Origin of the sequence: Bradyrhizobium sp. CSA207, from assembly GCF_029051685.1 — a bacterium.
Lineage (GTDB): Bacteria > Pseudomonadota > Alphaproteobacteria > Rhizobiales > Xanthobacteraceae > Bradyrhizobium.
Map to the genome: position 1 here is coordinate 1 of NZ_JAACFT010000071.1, position 17,442 is coordinate 17,442.

The 17,442-nt window shown below is 60.9% G+C and carries 14 protein-coding genes and 1 pseudogene; 5 read left to right on the top strand and 10 right to left on the bottom strand.

Annotated features, from left to right (window positions below; translation table 11 throughout):
• Positions 1-553: 553 nt before the first annotated feature.
• The 7 genes from GWG65_RS39225 to GWG65_RS39255 all read right to left on the bottom strand — a co-directional run bounded on the left by GWG65_RS39225 (position 554) and on the right by GWG65_RS39255 (position 7,716).
• Positions 554-1,531: a peptide ABC transporter ATP-binding protein gene (locus GWG65_RS39225; protein ID WP_275200755.1), complete on the bottom strand. Its 978-nt coding sequence runs from the start codon at positions 1,529-1,531 to the stop codon at positions 554-556.
• Positions 1,528-2,565, bottom strand: a complete 1,038-nt coding sequence (locus GWG65_RS39230; RefSeq protein WP_275200756.1) for an ABC transporter ATP-binding protein — start codon at positions 2,563-2,565, stop codon at positions 1,528-1,530. Before GWG65_RS39230 ends, GWG65_RS39225 begins: the two co-directional genes overlap by 4 nt.
• Positions 2,566-2,580: 15 nt before the next feature.
• Positions 2,581-3,492, bottom strand: a complete 912-nt coding sequence (locus GWG65_RS39235) for an ABC transporter permease subunit (RefSeq protein ID WP_275200757.1) — start codon at positions 3,490-3,492, stop codon at positions 2,581-2,583.
• Positions 3,489-4,499 (bottom strand): ABC transporter permease subunit, encoded by a 1,011-nt coding sequence (locus GWG65_RS39240; RefSeq protein ID WP_275200758.1) that lies wholly within the window; start codon positions 4,497-4,499, stop codon positions 3,489-3,491. Before GWG65_RS39240 ends, GWG65_RS39235 begins: the two co-directional genes overlap by 4 nt.
• Positions 4,500-4,583: 84 nt before the next feature.
• Positions 4,584-6,185, bottom strand: coding sequence for an ABC transporter substrate-binding protein (locus tag GWG65_RS39245; RefSeq protein WP_275200759.1), 1,602 nt, complete (start codon positions 6,183-6,185; stop codon positions 4,584-4,586).
• A 367-nt stretch (positions 6,186-6,552) separates the two neighbouring features.
• Positions 6,553-7,347 (bottom strand): adenylate/guanylate cyclase domain-containing protein, encoded by a 795-nt coding sequence (locus GWG65_RS39250; RefSeq protein WP_275200768.1) that lies wholly within the window; start codon positions 7,345-7,347, stop codon positions 6,553-6,555.
• Positions 7,348-7,566: 219 nt separating this feature from the next.
• On the bottom strand, positions 7,567-7,716 hold the full coding sequence (locus tag GWG65_RS39255; protein WP_275200760.1) for a hypothetical protein: 150 nt from the start codon (positions 7,714-7,716) through the stop codon (positions 7,567-7,569).
• Between the two features lie 545 nt (positions 7,717-8,261).
• Between GWG65_RS39255 and GWG65_RS39260 the strand changes: the two genes are divergently transcribed.
• Positions 8,262-8,420: a hypothetical protein gene (locus GWG65_RS39260; RefSeq protein ID WP_275200761.1), complete on the top strand. Its 159-nt coding sequence runs from the start codon at positions 8,262-8,264 to the stop codon at positions 8,418-8,420.
• An 832-nt stretch (positions 8,421-9,252) separates the two neighbouring features.
• Here GWG65_RS39260 and GWG65_RS39265 read toward each other — a convergent pair.
• Complete coding sequence (locus GWG65_RS39265; RefSeq protein ID WP_275200762.1) at positions 9,253-9,636, bottom strand: hypothetical protein; 384 nt, start codon at positions 9,634-9,636, stop codon at positions 9,253-9,255.
• 405 nt (positions 9,637-10,041) lie between these two features.
• Here GWG65_RS39265 and GWG65_RS39270 point away from each other — a divergent pair, with 405 nt between their 5' ends.
• Complete coding sequence (locus GWG65_RS39270; RefSeq protein WP_275200763.1) at positions 10,042-10,308, top strand: hypothetical protein; 267 nt, start codon at positions 10,042-10,044, stop codon at positions 10,306-10,308.
• A 75-nt stretch (positions 10,309-10,383) separates the two neighbouring features.
• Here the strand turns inward: GWG65_RS39270 and GWG65_RS39275 are convergent, their stop codons facing one another.
• Entirely contained in the window at positions 10,384-11,175 is a 792-nt protein-coding gene (locus GWG65_RS39275) for a Crp/Fnr family transcriptional regulator (RefSeq protein ID WP_275200764.1), read from the bottom strand.
• Between the two features lie 4 nt (positions 11,176-11,179).
• Positions 11,180-12,001 (bottom strand): Crp/Fnr family transcriptional regulator, encoded by an 822-nt coding sequence (locus GWG65_RS39280; RefSeq protein ID WP_275200765.1) that lies wholly within the window; start codon positions 11,999-12,001, stop codon positions 11,180-11,182.
• Positions 12,002-12,712: 711 nt separating this feature from the next.
• On the opposite strand from GWG65_RS39280, the gene GWG65_RS39285 reads away from it, so the two are divergent.
• From GWG65_RS39285 to GWG65_RS39295, 3 genes and pseudogenes are all read left to right on the top strand, one after another.
• On the top strand, positions 12,713-13,831 hold the full coding sequence (locus tag GWG65_RS39285) for an efflux RND transporter periplasmic adaptor subunit (RefSeq protein ID WP_275200766.1): 1,119 nt from the start codon (positions 12,713-12,715) through the stop codon (positions 13,829-13,831).
• A 10-nt stretch (positions 13,832-13,841) separates the two neighbouring features.
• Complete coding sequence (locus GWG65_RS39290; protein WP_275200767.1) at positions 13,842-16,940, top strand: efflux RND transporter permease subunit; 3,099 nt, start codon at positions 13,842-13,844, stop codon at positions 16,938-16,940.
• Between the two features lie 378 nt (positions 16,941-17,318).
• A pseudogene (locus GWG65_RS39295) lies at positions 17,319-17,442 on the top strand (saccharopine dehydrogenase); the annotation flags it as partial.

A 17,442-nucleotide genomic window follows, 5' to 3' on the forward strand; every position in this document is an offset into this window, starting at 1 on the left:
TGGGCGTAGGCGGATTGCTGGAGGCGATGCAGGCGTAAGGCCGGCTCGCCGCGACCAAATCAGCGCCTAGATGAAGCTTCTGGTTGCCCCTAAGATGACAGGAGGTCGATCCCATCGCATCAAAGGCTCGGCGGCCGCGGAACGCGCCGGTGGGCCCAAGTTGCACTGTTTTCACACGGCCTGGAGCAGAAAGTGACGGGTCACGCGATCAGCCATTTCCGACAATGGCCCCTCGTGAGAGGCGCGAGTCCAGCGATTGGCCGCTTTGCGTGCCAGAAGCGGCCGGTCGCGAGTACTTTGTTGGGAATACCAGACTGCTCAGTCGCTATAAACCCGCCGCTTGCGATGGAGCGACGCGGCGGAGACCCCCGATGTTATGGACCGCACATCGAGCGACATAGTGCTTCGCCGAAGAACAACAAATGTGCGAGTAGAATTGTGAGTAGAGCAAGAGCAAGCCGTTCCTAAAAATTATGGTCTTTTTTCAATTGCTTACAGATAAGTTCGATTCCGGCCAGGCACCAAGGATTTATTCCCATAGACAGGCCGATGGCTAAGCCGCCTGTATTTCCAGGAAACGCTCGGCGTAGTGGCAGGCGACGAGGCGGCCGTCGAGCGGGCGCAAGAGCGGACGCTGGGCGCGGCAGAGATCGGTCACATAGGGACAGCGGGTCGAGAACACGCAGCCCTTCGGCGGATCGAGCGGCGACGGCAACTCGCCCTTCGGCACGATGCGCTGGCGGTTGCGGCCAAGGCCCGGCGTCGCGTCAAGCAGGGCCTGCGTATAGGGATGCAGCGGCCGCGCAAAGATGCGCTGTTTCGGCCCATGCTCGACAGCGATCCCCAGATACATGATCATCACGTCGTCGGCGATGTGACGCACCACGGCGAGATCGTGCGAGATGAAGAGATAAGCCAGCCCCAGTTCGCGCTGCAGATCGACCAGGAGGTTGAGAACCTGCGCCTGCACCGACATGTCGAGCGCGGAGACCGGCTCGTCGGCAACCAGCAGCTTCGGCCGCAACATCAAGGCGCGCGCGATCGCGATGCGCTGACGCTGGCCGCCCGAGAACATGTGCGGATAGCGGCCATATTGCTCCGGCCGCAGCCCGACCTTCGCCATCATGTCGAGCGCCTGCGCCCGCCGCTCCGGCTTTGACAGCCTGGTGTTGATGATCAGCGGCTCTTCGAGTATGTCGCCAATGCGTTTGCGGGGGTTGAGCGACCCATAGGGGTTTTGAAACACGATCTGCACGGTGCGGCGCAACGTCTTCACGGCGCTGGCCGGAGGATTGACCGCATCGACGCCGTCGAGCATCAGCGTGCCGGCGCTCGGTTTCTCGATGAGGGTCACAAGCCTTGCGAGCGTCGACTTGCCGCAACCGGATTCGCCAACGACCGCCAGCGTCTTGCCGGTTTCAAGCGTGAAGGAAATCCCGCCCACGGCTTGCAGATGCGCCGGGGGACGAAACCAGCCCTGCTTGATCTCGTAACTGCGCTTGAGATCGGTGGCGGTGACAAGCGCCGTCATGACACCGTCCCGTGCTTTGGGACCGGCGCTCCGCCGACGCCGCCCCGATCGGCCGCGATGCGCTCGTCCCGTGTCGGATCGCCGAGCGGATAATGACAACGGATCAGGCCGTCCATCCAGGGGCGCAGGCCGGGACGCACTTCGTCGGCGAGCGGCGTCGCATGGCCGCAACGCGGACTAAACAGGCACCCAAGCGGCCGATCGTTAAGTCCCGGCACCACGCCCGGAATGGTGGCGAGCCGTCCGCCTTCGCTCGCCTCCGGGCGTGCCGCCAGCAGCGCGGCCGTATAGGGATGCTGCGGCGACGCGAACAGACTCTGCGTCGGGCGCTGTTCCATGATCTGGCCCGCATACATGACGGCGACCCGCTCGGTGGTGTCCGAGACCACACCCATGTTATGGGTAATGAGGATCAGCGCCATGCCACGATCGCGTTGCAGCGACAGCAGAAGATCGAGGATCTGCGCCTGAATGGTGACGTCGAGCGCCGTCGTCGGCTCATCGGCGATCAGGAGTTTTGGATTGCATGCGATCGCCATCGCGATCATGACGCGCTGGTTCATGCCGCCCGAGAGCTGGTGCGGATAGGCCGACAGCCGGCTCTCCGGGGCCGGAATGCCGACTTGATCCAGCAGTTCGATCACGCGCCGTCGCGCCGCCTTGCGATCCATCCCTTCATGGATATGCAAGGTCTCGGCCAGCTGATAGCCGATCGTGAAGGAGGGATTGAGCGATGTCGTCGGCTCCTGGAAGATCATCGCGACGTCCTTGCCGACGAGCGCGCGCCGTTCGCGGTCAGACAAGGTCTGGAGATTCCGCCCCTCGAACAACAGCCTGTCGGCCTGGACGCGCCCCGGATAGGGCACTAACCCCATCAGGGCCAGCATGCCGACGCTTTTGCCGGAGCCGGATTCGCCGACGATCCCCAGCACCTCGCCTTTTTCGAGCGTGATGTCGACGCCATCCACGGCGCGCACCATCCCGTTCTGGGATGGAAACTCAACCGACAGATTCTTGATCTCGAGGAGCGGCATCAGATCGACTTTGCGCTATCGCTTGAGCTTGGGATCGAGCGCATCGCGCAGTCCGTCGCCCAGAAGGTTGAAAGCCAGCACGGTCACGAGGATCGCGAGGCCCGGAAGCGTGACGACCCACCAGGCCCGCAGCACGAATTCGCGCGCGTCCGCCAACATAGTTCCCCACTCCGGCAGCGGCGGCTGCGCACCGAGACCGAGAAAGCCGAGTGCTGCCGCGTCCAGGATCGCGGTCGAAATGCCGAGCGTCGCCTGCACGATCAGGGGCGCTGCGCAATTCGGCAGCACCTCCTTGAACATCAACCGGAGCCGGCCGGCGCCTGCGACTTTGGCCGCGGTGACGTAATCCTTCGAGACTTCGCTGATCACGGCGGCGCGCGCGATCCGCACGTAGTGTGGCAAGAGCACGATCGCGACCGCCAGCATCGCATTCATCAAGCCCGGCCCGAGGATCGCAACGATCACGATCGCGAGCAAAAGGCTCGGCAGCGTCAACGTAATGTCCATCAGCCGCATGATCGAGATCTCGATCACGCCGCGGAAAAAACCCGCCACCAGACCGAGGACCGTCCCTGATATCACCGACAACGTCACCACCGCGATGCCGATCAGAAGCGAAAGCCGCGCGCCGTGGATGAGACGGGACAGAATATCGCGGCCGATCGCGTCGGTACCGAGCGGATAGGCGATCGCTCCGCCCTGCTGCCAGAACGGGGGCTTAAGAAAGGCCGCATTGTTGGTGAGGATCGGGGAATGTGGCGCAACGAAATCGGCAAAGAGCGCGAGCAAAACCAGAACCACGATCACGACGAGGCCCGCCACGGCGCCGAAATTTGCCTTGAAATGGGACCAGAATTCCCACAGCGGATGCAGCGGAGCGCTCGCTTGCGCCACGACGACGGGGGTTTTGAGGACTTCGGCGGTCATCTTGTGTACCGGATGCGGGGATTGATCAGCCCATAGGTGACATCAACCAGCAGATTGACGATCATGACGATCGCGCCGATCAATAGCGTTCCGCCCTGTAGCACCGGATAGTCGCGGCGGTTGATGCCCTCGATCAGCCATTTGCCCACGCCCGGCCAAGAGAAAATGGTCTCCGTGAGGATCGCACCGGTAAAGAGGACGCCGACCTGCAGCCCGATCACCGTCACCACCGGGATCAGCGCATTGCGCAACGCATGGATCGCGATCACCCGGAAACCCGGTAACCCCTTGGCGCGGGCGGTGCGGATGTAATCTTCGCCCAGGACCTCCAGCATGGCGGACCGCGTCATGCGGGCGATGACCGCGAGCGGCACCGTGCCGAGCACGATCGTGGGCAGCACGAGATGAGACAGGGCCGAGCGAAACGCGCCGAAATCACCGGCCAGCAGCGCATCGATCAGCAGGAAGCCGGTCACCGGTTCGATGTAGTATTGCACCGCGATCCGGCCCGACACCGGAGTCCATCCAAGTTGCACCGAAAAAAGCAGGATCAGCAGCAACCCCCACCAGAAAATCGGCATCGAATATCCGGTGAGCGAGACCCCCATCACACCATGGTCGAAGATGGAGTTGCGCCGGACCGCAGCGATGATGCCGGCCGGCAACCCGAGGCATAAAGCAAACAGGATCGCGCAAACCGATAGCTCGATCGTCGCCGGGAACAACGTCCCGAATTCGGAAATCACCGGCTCATGGGTGACGATCGAGCGGCCGAGGTCGCCATGCACCAGCCGCGACAGATAAAGGCCGTATTGCACCAGCACCGGCTGATCGAAGCCGTATTCCTTGCGCAGTTGCGCGTGCCGGGCCGGATCGATGCCGCGTTCGCCCGCCATCGTCTCAATGGGATCGCCGGGGATCAGACGGATCAGCACGAACACAAGCAACGTGATTCCGATGAAGGTCGGAACCACGAGGCTCAGCCGGGTAAAGACGAACCGGAGCATGCCGTTCCCTGTCACCCTTTCCGCAAGGGGAAGGGTAAAGAAAAAGCGGCGGAGCAGCGCAGGCCGCTCCGCCCTTGTCTTCTGCTATTCCGTGACGTCGACGCCATAGAAGGTGTGCCGTCCGAACGGCGACAGCTTGAAGTCGATCACCCGCTTGTTGACGGGCTTCAACTGCACCGCGTGCGCAATGGTGAACCACGGCGCCTGCTCCTTGAAGATCACCTGGGCCTGCGCGTACAGCTTGGTCCGCTCGGCCTGATCGCTGACGGTCTTGGCCTTCACGACCAGATCGTCGAATGGCTGGTAGCAGAACTTGGCGATATTCGAACCCGATGCCGTTTGCGCCGAGGCACAGCCCAGCAACGTATGCAGGAAGTTGTCGGGGTCGCCGTTGTCGCCGGTCCAGCCCAGCATGCCCATCTGGTGCTCGCCATTCTGCATCCGCTTGCGGTATTCGCCCCATTCAAACGATTTGATCTCGGCCTTGACGCCGATCTTGGCGAGGTCGGCCTGCATCAGTTCGGCAATGCGCTTGGCGTTGGGATTGTAGGGCCGCTGCACCGGCATGGCCCACAGATCGGTTTCCAGGCCGTTCGGGTATCCGGCCTCCGCCAGCAGCTGCTTGGCTGCCGCCGGATCAAAGGGGTCGTCCTTGATGCTGTCGTTGTACGACCACATCGTGGGCGGGATCGGGTTCTTGGCCGGGATGCCGGTCGACAGATAGACGGCGTCGATGATCGCCTTCTTGTCGATCGCCATGCTGATCGCCTTGCGCACGCGCACGTCGTCGAAAGGCTTCTTCTGGGTCTGGAATGCCAGATAACCGACGTTGAGGCCCGGCTGTTCCAGGATCGTGACGTTCGGATCCTTTTTGATCGCATCGATGTCGGCCGGGTTCGGATAGGGCATCACATCGCATTCGCCCTTCTGGAGTTTGGCCCAGCGAACCGATGCATCCGGCGTGATCGAATAGACGAGATCGTCGATCTTCGCCTTGCCGCCCCAGAATTCAGGGAATGCCTTGTACCGGATCACGGCGTCTTTCTGGTACTGCACCAGATAGAACGGGCCGGTGCCGATCGGATCCTGGTCGATCTTCTCGGGCGTGCCGGCCTTCAGCATCGCATCCGCGTATTCCTTCGACTGGATGGCCGCATACGCCATCGCGAGATCGGCGAGGAAAGGTGCTTCCGGCTGGTTGAGCGTGATCTTGATGGTGTAGTCGTCGACCTTCTCGACCGACTTCAACAATTTCGGCATGCCCATGTCGCCGAAATAGGAATGATTCGAACTCGTCACCTTGAAATACGGATTGTCTTCCTTCCATTGCCGTTCGATCGAGAACATGACGTCGTCGGCATTGAAGTCCCGCGTCGGCTTGAACGACTTGGACGTCGAGTGCCACTTCACGCCCTTGCGCAAGTTGAAGGTGTAGGTGAGGCCGTCCGGCGAGACCGTCCATTTGTCGGCGAGGCCAGGCACCACCTGCGTGCCGCCGCGCTCGAACTCGACAATGCGGTTGTAGATCGGCTCGTTGCCGTCGAACGACGTGCCGGTCGTGTTGACGCCGGGATAGAAGTTTTCCGGGCTGCCTTCCGAGCAGAAAACCAAGGTTTTGGCGGAAGCGGCCGAAGCTGCCACGAGCGCCGAAGCGCAGACGGCGGCGAGCACGATTGATCTGTCCACTGTTGGAACTCCTGGTGAATTCTCTCGGTGCGGTTGACACGGGCTGCGCCAAAGACGCCTGAGACGAGCTTGCGATTGGGTGTTGCTGCTGTCAATGCGTCCCAAGGCGACGCCTCGCCGAAACATCCATCGAAATACACCGTCGATCGCGGTGAAAAATACCCCCTGCCGAACTAGCGGCTGCCGGCCTCGAATTTGGTTGCCAGCGCTCCGGCGCCGTGCTCGCCCGATCAGGGAGGATGGCATCACGAGGCCGATTCGCCGCCGAACTTTCCCGGCGCCGAGCCGTTCGCCATGCGGGCTCTCGGCACCTGTAGTCGCACTATCGAACCGATCGCAAAACCGGTGTCCACTCTAGCAGGACACCTTAATGTTCGACCCGGTACAGGCGCCACCGCTCCGGCACGCCTTTAAGTTGGTGAACGCCGCGATCCTTGAAGCGGATTCCAGGCTGCGGCATCAAATCCTTGACCGCGCTCGAGACCAGGACTTCGCCGGCACGCGCTTTCGCAGCGACGCGCGCGCCGATGTGAAACGCGAGACCGATCACGTCAGCCCCGCTCACTTTGTATTCGCCCGCGTGCAGTCTCACCCTGACCTCTAGCCCCAGCGTGCGCACTGCCTCGCGGATTGCGGTCGCGCAACGGACCCCGGCCGCCGGCGCCTCGAACGTCGCGAGCAGTCCGTCCCCCGTCGTCACGACTTCCTTTCCGCGCAAAGTCTTCAGCTCTCTACGGACGGCGGCGTAATAGTGATTCATCACCTGTGTCCAACGCGAATCGCCCAGCTGCGCGGCTTTTTCGGTGGACCGGACGATATCGACAAACAGGATCGTGGCGAGCGCTCGTTCGAGCTCGGCGCCGCGATTGGCAGGTCGGCGCCGGATCGCAATACTTCCAGCCAGCGGTTCATAGCGATGGGTGCGTCGCCGCGCGATTGCGGCTTTTGCATAGTCTTTGGCACGCTGCACCGTGCCGCAACGAATTGTTTTCGCCCGCGGCGGAAGCGTCCAGTAAATCTTTCGCCCATCTCCCACGCCATGGACCTCGACGGCGCCCCACTTCAAGAAAACCGTCGGGCCAACCCGGCGAACCCACCATGCCTTTGACGTGTATCCGGAAACGTTCGACTGATGGACTCCGATGCGAAGGAACTTGGGCATGTACGAGTGACCGATCGAAAGATCGTTTGGGCCTACCAAGGGTAGAATGTGACCATACATTCCTGCGTTGGCAACAGTACCCCAACGAAGATTTGCCTATGACTCGCGTGTGAATTGCGTTCGCAATCGACCCCCACGAGAGTATCTCATAACGCCACATAGCTTGTAGCTAGAGAGCAGCAACTGTACGAGTAGATTTGTGAGTAGACTAAACCGCTCTCAAAGATTCCGATAATTTTTCAAATGCTTAAATTCGATTCCGGCCAGGGCAACAACGTTAAAAAGCAGCCAAGAGGATCCCAACGGTCCGCGGGGTGCCCCTACCGCACCGCGTGACTGATAAGGATTTTGCCATTCCTTATCAGTCACGACCGACTCCATTTCATGCCATTCCCTACCAGTCGCGAGACGCCGGATGCATACGAACGGCCGCTTTGCGCCGGAAGCGGCCGGACAAGTAGCGCGTTTCTGACACGTAGTTCTCCTGACCGTAAACTGAATCTGGGTCCTACCGGAAGCCTTACGCCGGGCATTGACTTGCCGAGGACGCGTCCCAGCTTGCACCGATTATCTACGGGCACTACTTCCGCTGCCGGATGCAGCCTCCGACGGAGCGCTACTGGGTCGTGCCGCGCTAAAGCAAAAGGCAAAGGCTAGGAGGCGAGAATTGCAGCGCTAACAAGTTCATCAGTTGGCCCCCGGCGGCTGATACAGTCGCGGAAACCATCGGTCGACGACTTCGGCGGGGAAGCCGAGACGTACCGTACTTTTCGATGTTGGCGACGCTAGATATCCGAGATTGATGAGCGTATTCAGAACCGCTCGGGCCTGCCTTGTTTCATATCCAGTGAGCTCAGCGGCTTTTCCGCGTGAAAATTCACCGGCAATCACTGCCTCGCGCAACGCGTTTCAACATGGGACTTGTCATCGCAAGCGGACTCTCGATCGGTACACTGTTCACGCTCTTCGTGGTGCCGGCCATTTGTCTCCTGATCGCGACCGATCATTCCCGCCAAGTGGCGCAGGACGCATCACAGCTTGCGCCGTTAGGTGATGAGGCGAGGACAGTCTGACCCGGCAATCAGTCTCACCAGCGCGGCCCGCAGAGTCTGCAGTCGGCTTCACCCCCGTACGCGCGAACGGTACAGGCAACCCATTTGCGCTGTCAGACCAAAACCGTGCCACTCCCACTAGAGGTGGCCTCGGCCTAATGTTGTTGTCGCTACACATTCTGATCAATATGCTCTCGCCTGCGCAGAACGCGCCGGCGTTCGGGTGCTGATGAGCACGCTCACGGCAGACCCGTCTTTTGCATCGTCATCGCAGCTATCGTAACCTGGGTTGCGCATCCACGACCTAGCGCTGGTTGAATCGACAGGCGATTTCGGCAACTCGCTGGTGGTGCGACGATGGATAGTCACGCGGTTTGACTTCGCTGACCCGCAGCCCACCAGACCGATTTGATTCTCGCTATTCCGGTATAGCGCTCAGAAGTCAGTTGGTGCGGGCTGATCTCGAGGGAGAATGTGGCGCGGTTTGCAGCGCCCACGTACGCGGCGCAGCCATCGGACTACACGGGTAGGCAATACCGCTAAAGGTCGGCGCGAAGCGGCGCGTGTGTACCGATCGCGAGGCAAAGAGTTCGGCGAGCTAATCGCCTGTTGCTTCTACTGCGCTTCTTTGACCTTGGCGGAGAGTAAGGGATTGCCGCGCCAGCAACATAAGCTCAATAAAATCAGGTACTTATCGCAAGCCAGACGACGTCGTCTGTACCAGTCCTGTGTCCCAAAGTCGACTGATTTCGCTCCACCCAGCGCGCGGGCAGCATGAGCGGGATGCCTGCGCACCGGATAGTCCATGCTAGTCCACCTTCGAGGCGCCAGCCCCGGAGATATAGCATGTCTGCTAATTCAGCTTGCCCTTTTGGATATCGGGTGACGGTGGTGTGGCCTTTGCCGAATTGCGCGCCTCCATCCGGTCGGCCATCATCCGAAGCTCATCCGCCAGAACGGTTCCTTTCGGAACCGGATAATCGTGGGAAATGCGATCATTCATATAGACGCGGAAAAATACTTCTTCCGCGGTCTCAACGATCTGCACTCGTTCGATGCCCGGAAGGCCCATGCTGTTTGCGGCCGCACTTCCAACCGCCTCCTCTAGCGAGGTCCTCAACGCGCCGATAAGGTCGGCCGTCTCTATTGTGCTTAGGGCGATTTCGTGTTCTCCGCGCTCATCGGTGAACCCAATAAGCACCATTCCATCGCGTGAATCCGTATAGGTTATTTTCATAATCTTGGCCCTCATTGGGATTACGACCCTACTGCGATACGTGCCGCTTCCAGCAGCCGGTGAAGTCCACGGACTTCCTGCGCCTCAGCGCCATTCACGTTCCCCCTCTTTGAATTCGGCACTCCCTGTGGGCGCTAACCACTCCTGCTGAACGTTACCTTGGCCTGACTGAGAAAATCCTGGAGCCGAACGGCATCGCGAAAGACCTCATCAATCGATCTCGCAAATGAGCATCACAGGGCCGTCTCCCCGCAATCACACCACTCTTGAACATCATTTCGAGTAGATCGAACGCCGCGAGCGCGGATAGTTCGTCAGGTCTCATGTTGCTTTCCGGGGATGGAATAGCTCCTCGACGGACTGTTTCGGGTCCTTGATCCGAGAGCGGTCCTTGCGATCATTCTTTTGCGCTTCGAGCTTCTGCAGGAAGCGGAAGCGCGGCGATCGGGTCGCGTGCCCGGATCGGCCGTGCTTTGTCATGCCGAAACCCTTTTGGCCGCCGTGCGTCATTTGATCATCAACGCAAACAGTGCGGCTCATTTCTTGCACCCGAGAGCCGCCACCGGGGCCAAGCTTCATGGCGGAGAAAGGATAGCCCTGATCATGAAGCGGCGCGAGGCTTCGAACGCGGCCAGCGGCGACCGGGCGCCGATCGGCGAGCTAAGCTATTGATCTGCCGAGCGGTGGAGGGGTCATCTTGGACGCCTGTTCACACCGGAGAGAGCCTGATCGTGACGGAAGGACCCGCTATTTCCTCACCGGCGAAGCGGCCTTGATTTCAGCGTGGTCTTCGCCGCCTTCACCGGAGGTGACGAAGGAGCTTTCCTGGCACAGCGCAAGAGCAAGTCGCGGCGCGGACAATTCCTGGCAGGACATGCGATCGATCCTGCGCCGCATCAGCGCGTAGCATTCGCACGCTACGCTTTCGAGCCGCGTCCGGTCGACCTCGACGAAGCCGCGCCGGTCGGACCTGATGGCTCCCGCCACGCGAAGCTTGCTCATCGTCAGGGTCACCGTCGTCCGCCGCACCCCGAGCAATTGGGCAAGTGCCTCCTGCGTTAGCGGAAGCACGTCGTCGGGAACGCGGTCGTGAATCTGCAGCAGCCACCGCGCCATGCGGCCTTCCACCCGATGCAGCGCGTTGCAGGCGGCCACGTGCTGGAGCTGCAACAACAGCGTGCGGGCGTGGACCTGCACCACGTGCCTGATGGCTGCGCTTCGCGCATAGGCGAACCGGAATTTCGCGGCGGAAATCCGCGATGCGGTGCCGGCCACGCGAGCAATCGCGGTAACGGACGACCGCGATGGGCCGAGCACGGAGAGCGAGGCCAATGCGCCTTCCCGCCCCATCAACGTGGTTGCAACCGTTTGCCCGTTGGGCATAGCGACCATGAAGGCGATGGCGCCGCTATGGCTATGGGGAAAATAAACCTGGTCGAGTTCATCGCCCGACCGCACCAACATGGCGTCGGGTTCGAACGAGATTTTCTGGAAGTGGGGCGTGAGCAGGCCGAGATCCGCCGGCGGCAACGCCGCCAAGAGCCTATTTCCCAACGCTGGTCGGATGCGCGGTCACGGGGTCCTTCCCGGAACGAGCAACCAATGCACCTAGTGAGACGCGCTCATCATCCCCAACAGCCAGAAAGCGAGATCGGGCCGTATTCGTCGAGGCAGATCCGTCAACTTTGAGACGCATGGTCTCGTGGCATTCGCACGCCACCGCCGCGAGGCGCGATCGGTCGATCTCGATCTGGCCTCTTCGATCAGATCTGATCGCGCCCGACGCGCGCAGATTGCGCATCAGGGGAGTCACCGTCGTTCGTCGCACACCGAGTATTTGCGACAGCGCTTCCTGGGTGAGCGGGAGGACGTCGTGGTCGATGTGGTCGCTTAAATGGAGCAGCCAGCGTGCCATGCGGACTTGGACCGGATGCAGCGCATTGCAGGCCGCGCCGAGCTGGAACTGTGTCAGCATCGCGCTGAGGTGGGCCTGGAGCGCGTGCCGGAGCGCGGGGCTGCGGTTGAAAGCGGCGCGAAATCGGGAGGCGGGGATCCGCGAAGCGGTCCCTGCCGCGTGCACGATGGCGGTAATGGCCGAAGGTGACGGCCCTAGCGCGGAGAGGATGCCGACTCCTCCCTCACACCCGATTGCCGCGGTGGCAACCGTCTGCCCGTTCGCCATGTCGATCATCAGCGAGATGGCGCCGCTATGAGGGAAGAAGACATGCTCGACCTCGTCACCCGCTCGCGCGAGGATCGCGTCCTGATCGAGCGCGACCGGTTCCAGCTCGGGCGCCAGCAGAGCGAAGTCCGGTGGCAGCAGTGCTGCTAGAAGCCGATTGCCACTTCCGCCGGGACGCGTCACTGCAGGGTGAGGCATCGGCCGCCTTCTCCATTCCGAGCGGCGCGGACCAGTGGCCTCAACATCTGTTCGGGGCAGCCTTCTCTATTCGTACCGAGATCCAGTTCACTTCCAGACGCTTTCACTCTCAACAATTAAACTCAAAAAAGCCCGCAACCACGAAGCGGATTTTCTTCTTGCAACATCATCGGGGCTTAGATGCAAGGCGCTATGAGGCACAATTGCGTATGGGTAACACCGTACGGCGGGGGCACATGAGTTCCAATTTCCGGCGCGCGGCAAACCCTGCTGCGGCGGCGGAAGCGGCCCTGCGCCTCAACGCGGACCTGAGAACGGCGCGAGAGGCTCAGGCAAGATACCGGCTGCCGTGCGCTCTCGCTGCCGCTCACCATTCGGTCGATGCACGGGCGGCTTCGTAACGGAGGTCGCCTCCGGGCGTTCCTGATGCCCAACCAGCCTACGGTCTCAATGGCCTCCGGGCGACGAACTCTGGCCGCGGATCGCGACGATTTGTTAGGCAGTTCCCGCCGTGAAGGACGGTGTCGGGAACCGTCGCATTCAATAGTCGTTTCGAATCAGTCCTGGAACTGCATCTCGGAATCGATGGGGCCATCCAAACGGGACGAAGCGCGCTGCGGGCGCCACAACTGATGGTCAACGGCAATGAAAAGCGCCGTTCCTTCCAAAAGCCAGAACTCCCGGATGCTTCGACGCATGGCCGTCATGCTGGTCGCCGTCGGACTGGTTTTGGGGTCGGTGTTCGGGTTTGAAGCTTTTCGGGCCAGGATGATCCAGAAGTCGATCGCGGGACTGCGCAACCCGCCACAGACGGTTTCCACGATCACAGCCGGCACGCAGCGGTGGCAGGACCGCCTGGAGGCCGTGGGTAGCACCCGGGCGGAAAAGGGGGCCGACCTCAGTTCGCAGGTCGCCGGTACCGTCAAAGCCATCCACTTCCAGTCAGGCGAAGAAGTCGAGCAGGGAACATTGCTCGTCGAGCTGGAAGACGCCGATGACGTCGCGCATTTGCACGCTCTGGAGGCTTTGACGGCGCTGGCGCAGCTCAACTACGATCGCGACGTCAGGTTGCTCAAGAGCCAGTCCGTAAGCCAGCAGACTGCTGATACGGACCTGGCAACGCTCAAGAACGACCAGGCGCAGGTTGCGCAACAACAGGCGCTTGTCGGCTACAAGTCGATCCGAGCACCTTTCTCCGGCCGAATCGGCATCCGTCAGGTCGACCTCGGTCAGTATATCGCGCCGGGGACGCCGATCGTAACGCTGCAGAAGCTCGATCCGATCTTTGTGGATTTCTACCTGCCGCAGCAGGACCTGGCAAAGATCAGGGTCGGCCAACCCGTCATTGCGAAGGTCGATACCTATCCTGATCAGACATTCACCGGCACGCTCATGGCGATCAACTCCCTCGTCAATGCGGCGACCCGTAATGTCCAGGTCCGGGCGACATTCAAGAATCCCGACGAGAAGCTGCTGCCGGGAATGTTTGCGACCGTCGATATCGATGTGGGGACGCAGAAGGATTACGTGACGCTGCCGAAGACGGCAATCTACTACAACGCGTATGGAGAGATTGCCTATCTGATCGAAGATACCGGCGGGAACGACAGCGGGCAGGGGCAAAAGATTGCGCACCAGGTCTTCGTGAAAACCGGCCAAACCCGCGGCGACCAAGTCGCGGTGCTGGATGGAATCAAGCCTGGCGATGTCGTGGTCACGGCGGGGCAGAACAAGCTGCACAACGGATCGCCGGTCCAGATCAACAACGAAGTCACCACGCCTTTCAGCGCGAACCCTCAGGTCTCCGAACAATGAGAGGCCTGCCATGAACTTCACCGACCTCTTCATTCGCCGGCCCGTTCTTGCCACTGTGGTCAATCTGATGATACTCGCGCTCGGACTGCGCGCCATGACCTCGCTGCCTGTGCTGCAATATCCGCGCACGCAGAATGCGGTCGTCACCGCTACTACCACCTATTACGGCGCTGCCCCCGATGTGATCGCCGGCTTCATTACAACACCGCTCGAGAACGCGATCGCCCAGGCAAACGGCATCGATTACATGAGCTCGAATAGCGCAAGCGGCGTCAGCACGATCACCATCAACCTCCGCCTCAACTACGATGCCGACAAGGCACTGACGGAAATCAACACCAAAGTCAGCTCGGTGCTCAACCAGCTCCCCTCAGGGGCGCAGCAACCCGTGCTGAGGGTGCAGATCGGTCAGACGATCGACGCCATGTATCTCGGCTTCGACAGCGATGTGCTGGGACGGAATCAAATCACCGATTATCTCACCCGCGCCGTTCAGCCGAAGCTGCAGGCCGTACCGGGCGTTCAGACTGCGGAAATTCTGGGCGGACAGAACTTTGCCCTGCGGGCGTGGCTCAACCCGAAAAAGCTGGCTGCTTATGGTCTCAGCGCCGCTGATGTAGCGGCTGCGTTGACGCAGAACAATTTTATCTCCGGGCTCGGCACCACCAAGGGACAGATGGTAGAGGTCAATCTCACAGCATCGACCGGCCTACATTCGGAGAGCGAATTTGCCAACTTGATTGTCAAGCAGGCGGGTGGCGCGATCGTGCGATTGAAGGATGTCGCAAACGTCTCGCTCGGCGCGGACGACTACGACACACAGGTCGCATTCGACGGCACGCCGGCGGTCTATATCGGCATCCAGGTGGCGCCGACTGCCAACCTGCTCGACGTGATCGCGGGCGTGCACCGGATCTTCCCCGGCATACAACAACAGCTGCCCAACGGACTGCACGGCCAGATCGTTTATGATTCCACCAAATTCGTGCGCGCGGCGATCTATGACGTCGTGCAGACGCTCGTCGAGGCCCTGCTGATCGTCAATCTCGTCGTGTTCCTGTTCCTGGGGTCGGGGCGTTCCGTCCTGATCCCGATGGTCGCGATCCCGCTGTCGCTGGTGGGCGCCTTCACCATGATGCTGGCGGTCGGTTTCTCGATCAATCTCTTGACGCTGCTGGCGCTGGTGCTTGCGATCGGGCTCGTGGTCGATGATGCCATCATCGTCGTCGAAAACGTCAACCGTCACCTTGAGGCCGGCAAGACGCCGGTCGTTGCGGCGATCGAGGCGGCGCGAGAGCTCGGCCGCCCGATCGTTGCTATGACGGTTGTCCTTGTCGCGGTCTATGTCCCGATCGCGTTCCAGGGCGGTCTGACCGGGGCGCTTTTCACGGAATTCGCCTTCACCCTGGTCGGCACGGTGACAATATCGGCCGTTGCCGCGCTGACGCTGTCGCCAATGATGAGCTCCCGTCTGCTCAAGCCGCATGGCGCAACGCGCGGTTGGCAAGCACGATTCGCTGCCCTCATTGATCGCCGTTTTGAGGCGCTACGTCGTCTCTATCTGAGCTGGCTGCACGGCAGCCTCGACTATATACCTGTAACAGGCGTCTTCGCACTGCTCGTGCTGTCCAGCATCTATTTCCTTTATGCAGGCACCAAAAGCGAACTCGCTCCCCAGGAAGACCAGGGTGTGGTGATTGCGACGTCCACGTTGGCGCCGGATGCGACCTTACAGCAAAAGGTGCTGTATGCGCGGCAGGTCTTCCAGATCATGAAGAAATATCCGGAGACCGATCACGTCTTCCAGATCAACTCGCCTGCGCGCGTGGTCTCGGGCATGGTGCTGACGCCGTGGGACGAGCGCACAAGGACGAGCAACCAGCTGCAGCCGATCGTTCAGCAGCAACTCGACCAGGTTGCCGGGGCGCGGATCGCCGCCTTTCAGCTGGCTCCGCTGCCGGGCAGCCAGGGGCTGCCGATACAGTTCGTGATCAAGACCACCGATTCGTTCGACAAGCTCGACGATGCCGCCCAGCAGTTCCTGAAAGCTGCGATCGACAGCGGAATGTTCATCTTCCTCGACACGGATCTGAAGATCGACAATCCCGAAGCAGTCGTCGAGATCGATCGCGACAAGGCTGCGCAACTTGGGCTCAAGATGAGCGATGTTGGCAACGCGATGGGGGCGATGCTGGGCGGTGGGTATGTGAACTATTTCAGTCTCGACCAGCGTTCCTACAAGGTAATCCCGCAAGTCCAGCGACGATTTCGTCTGAATACCGATCAGCTGCTCAACTATTACGTGGCCACCGTTTCGGGCATTCCCGTGCCGCTGTCGACGATCGCGCACATCGCGACCAAAACGGTCCCGGAGACGCTTAATCATTTCCAGCAGCTGAACAGCGCCACCATTCAGGGCGTTGCGGCGCCCGGCGTAGCGCAGTCCGACGCCCTGGACTTCCTCAGCAATCTTGCTGCCAAGACGTTACCACGAGGCTACACCGTCGATTATAGCGGCTTGTCCCGGCAATATATCCAGGAATCCTCCGGCTTTGTCGCCACGTTCGGATTTGCGCTGGTGATCATTTTCCTCTCGCTCGCGGCGCTGTTCGAAAGCTTCCGCGATCCATGCATCATATTGGTATCGGTGCCGATGTCGATCGCCGGCGCGTTGATCTTCGTAAGCCTCGGCATCGGCGGCGCATCGCTGAACATATACACCGATGTCGGCCTGGTGACGTTGATGGGCCTGATCAGCAAGCACGGCATTCTGATTGTCGAATTCGCAAACGAGCTGCAGCGCGGCGGCGTCGCCAAGCGCGAAGCAATCGAGCAGGCTGCCGGAATCAGATTGCGGCCGATCCTCATGACCACAGCGGCAATGGTCTTTGGCGTGGTTCCACTGATCCTCGCAAGCGGCGCTGGGGCGGTCTCGCGTTTCAACATGGGACTTGTCATCGCAAGCGGACTCTCGATCGGTACACTGTTCACGCTCTTCGTGGTGCCGGCCATTTATCTCCTGATCGCGACCGATCATTCCCGCCAAGTACAAGTCGCGCAGGACGCATCACAGCTTGCGCCGTCAGGTGATGAGGCGAGGACAGTCTGAGCGCACTCCTGCTGTGGCCGATCAGGCGTTCTCCTCTGTCAAACGGGATGGGACGGTTCAATGAAGCGGCGGACCCTCAAATGGAACTTGCTGCTCGTGCTGAGCGTCCCCGTGTCCTCGTCGGGCTCCACGGCAGCTCAAAATGGCCTGGCATCCCCACCTCTTAGGCGCTGCTCGCCCGCGCCAACGAGGTGATCGAATGAGTGCCAGGCAAGCTGGTGCGGTCCAGCCGGTGGAAGACCGGCGCGAGTAAGTAAGGGGTAGCGCCCGCTCGGTAGCGAATGTTGCGTGACCCCTGGCGACAGTGGCCGCGAAGCGTACAAAGAGATTGCATACGGATCTGAGGATAGCTGCCGGGTCTTGAGGAGGACCAATGTCGTGAAGCGGGACTTCGACCTCATCGTCTATGGCGCGACGGGTTACACCGGCCGTCTCATCGCCGAATATCTGGCGACGTCCTATCGCGGCGACGATGCTCCGTCCTGGGCGATCGCCGGGCGCG

Coding starts and splice junctions, on each gene's coding strand:
- GWG65_RS39225 (WP_275200755.1), bottom strand. CDS start 1,531: ATGACGGCGCTTGTCACCGCCACCGATCTCAAGCGCAGTTACGAGATC.
- GWG65_RS39230 (WP_275200756.1), bottom strand. CDS start 2,565: ATGCCGCTCCTCGAGATCAAGAATCTGTCGGTTGAGTTTCCATCCCAG.
- GWG65_RS39235 (WP_275200757.1), bottom strand. CDS start 3,492: ATGACCGCCGAAGTCCTCAAAACCCCCGTCGTCGTGGCGCAAGCGAGC.
- GWG65_RS39240 (WP_275200758.1), bottom strand. CDS start 4,499: ATGCTCCGGTTCGTCTTTACCCGGCTGAGCCTCGTGGTTCCGACCTTC.
- GWG65_RS39250 (WP_275200768.1), bottom strand. CDS start 7,347: ATGCCCAAGTTCCTTCGCATCGGAGTCCATCAGTCGAACGTTTCCGGA.
- GWG65_RS39260 (WP_275200761.1), top strand. CDS start 8,262: ATGGGACTTGTCATCGCAAGCGGACTCTCGATCGGTACACTGTTCACG.
- GWG65_RS39265 (WP_275200762.1), bottom strand. CDS start 9,636: ATGAAAATAACCTATACGGATTCACGCGATGGAATGGTGCTTATTGGG.
- GWG65_RS39285 (WP_275200766.1), top strand. CDS start 12,713: ATGGCCGTCATGCTGGTCGCCGTCGGACTGGTTTTGGGGTCGGTGTTC.
- GWG65_RS39290 (WP_275200767.1), top strand. CDS start 13,842: ATGAACTTCACCGACCTCTTCATTCGCCGGCCCGTTCTTGCCACTGTG.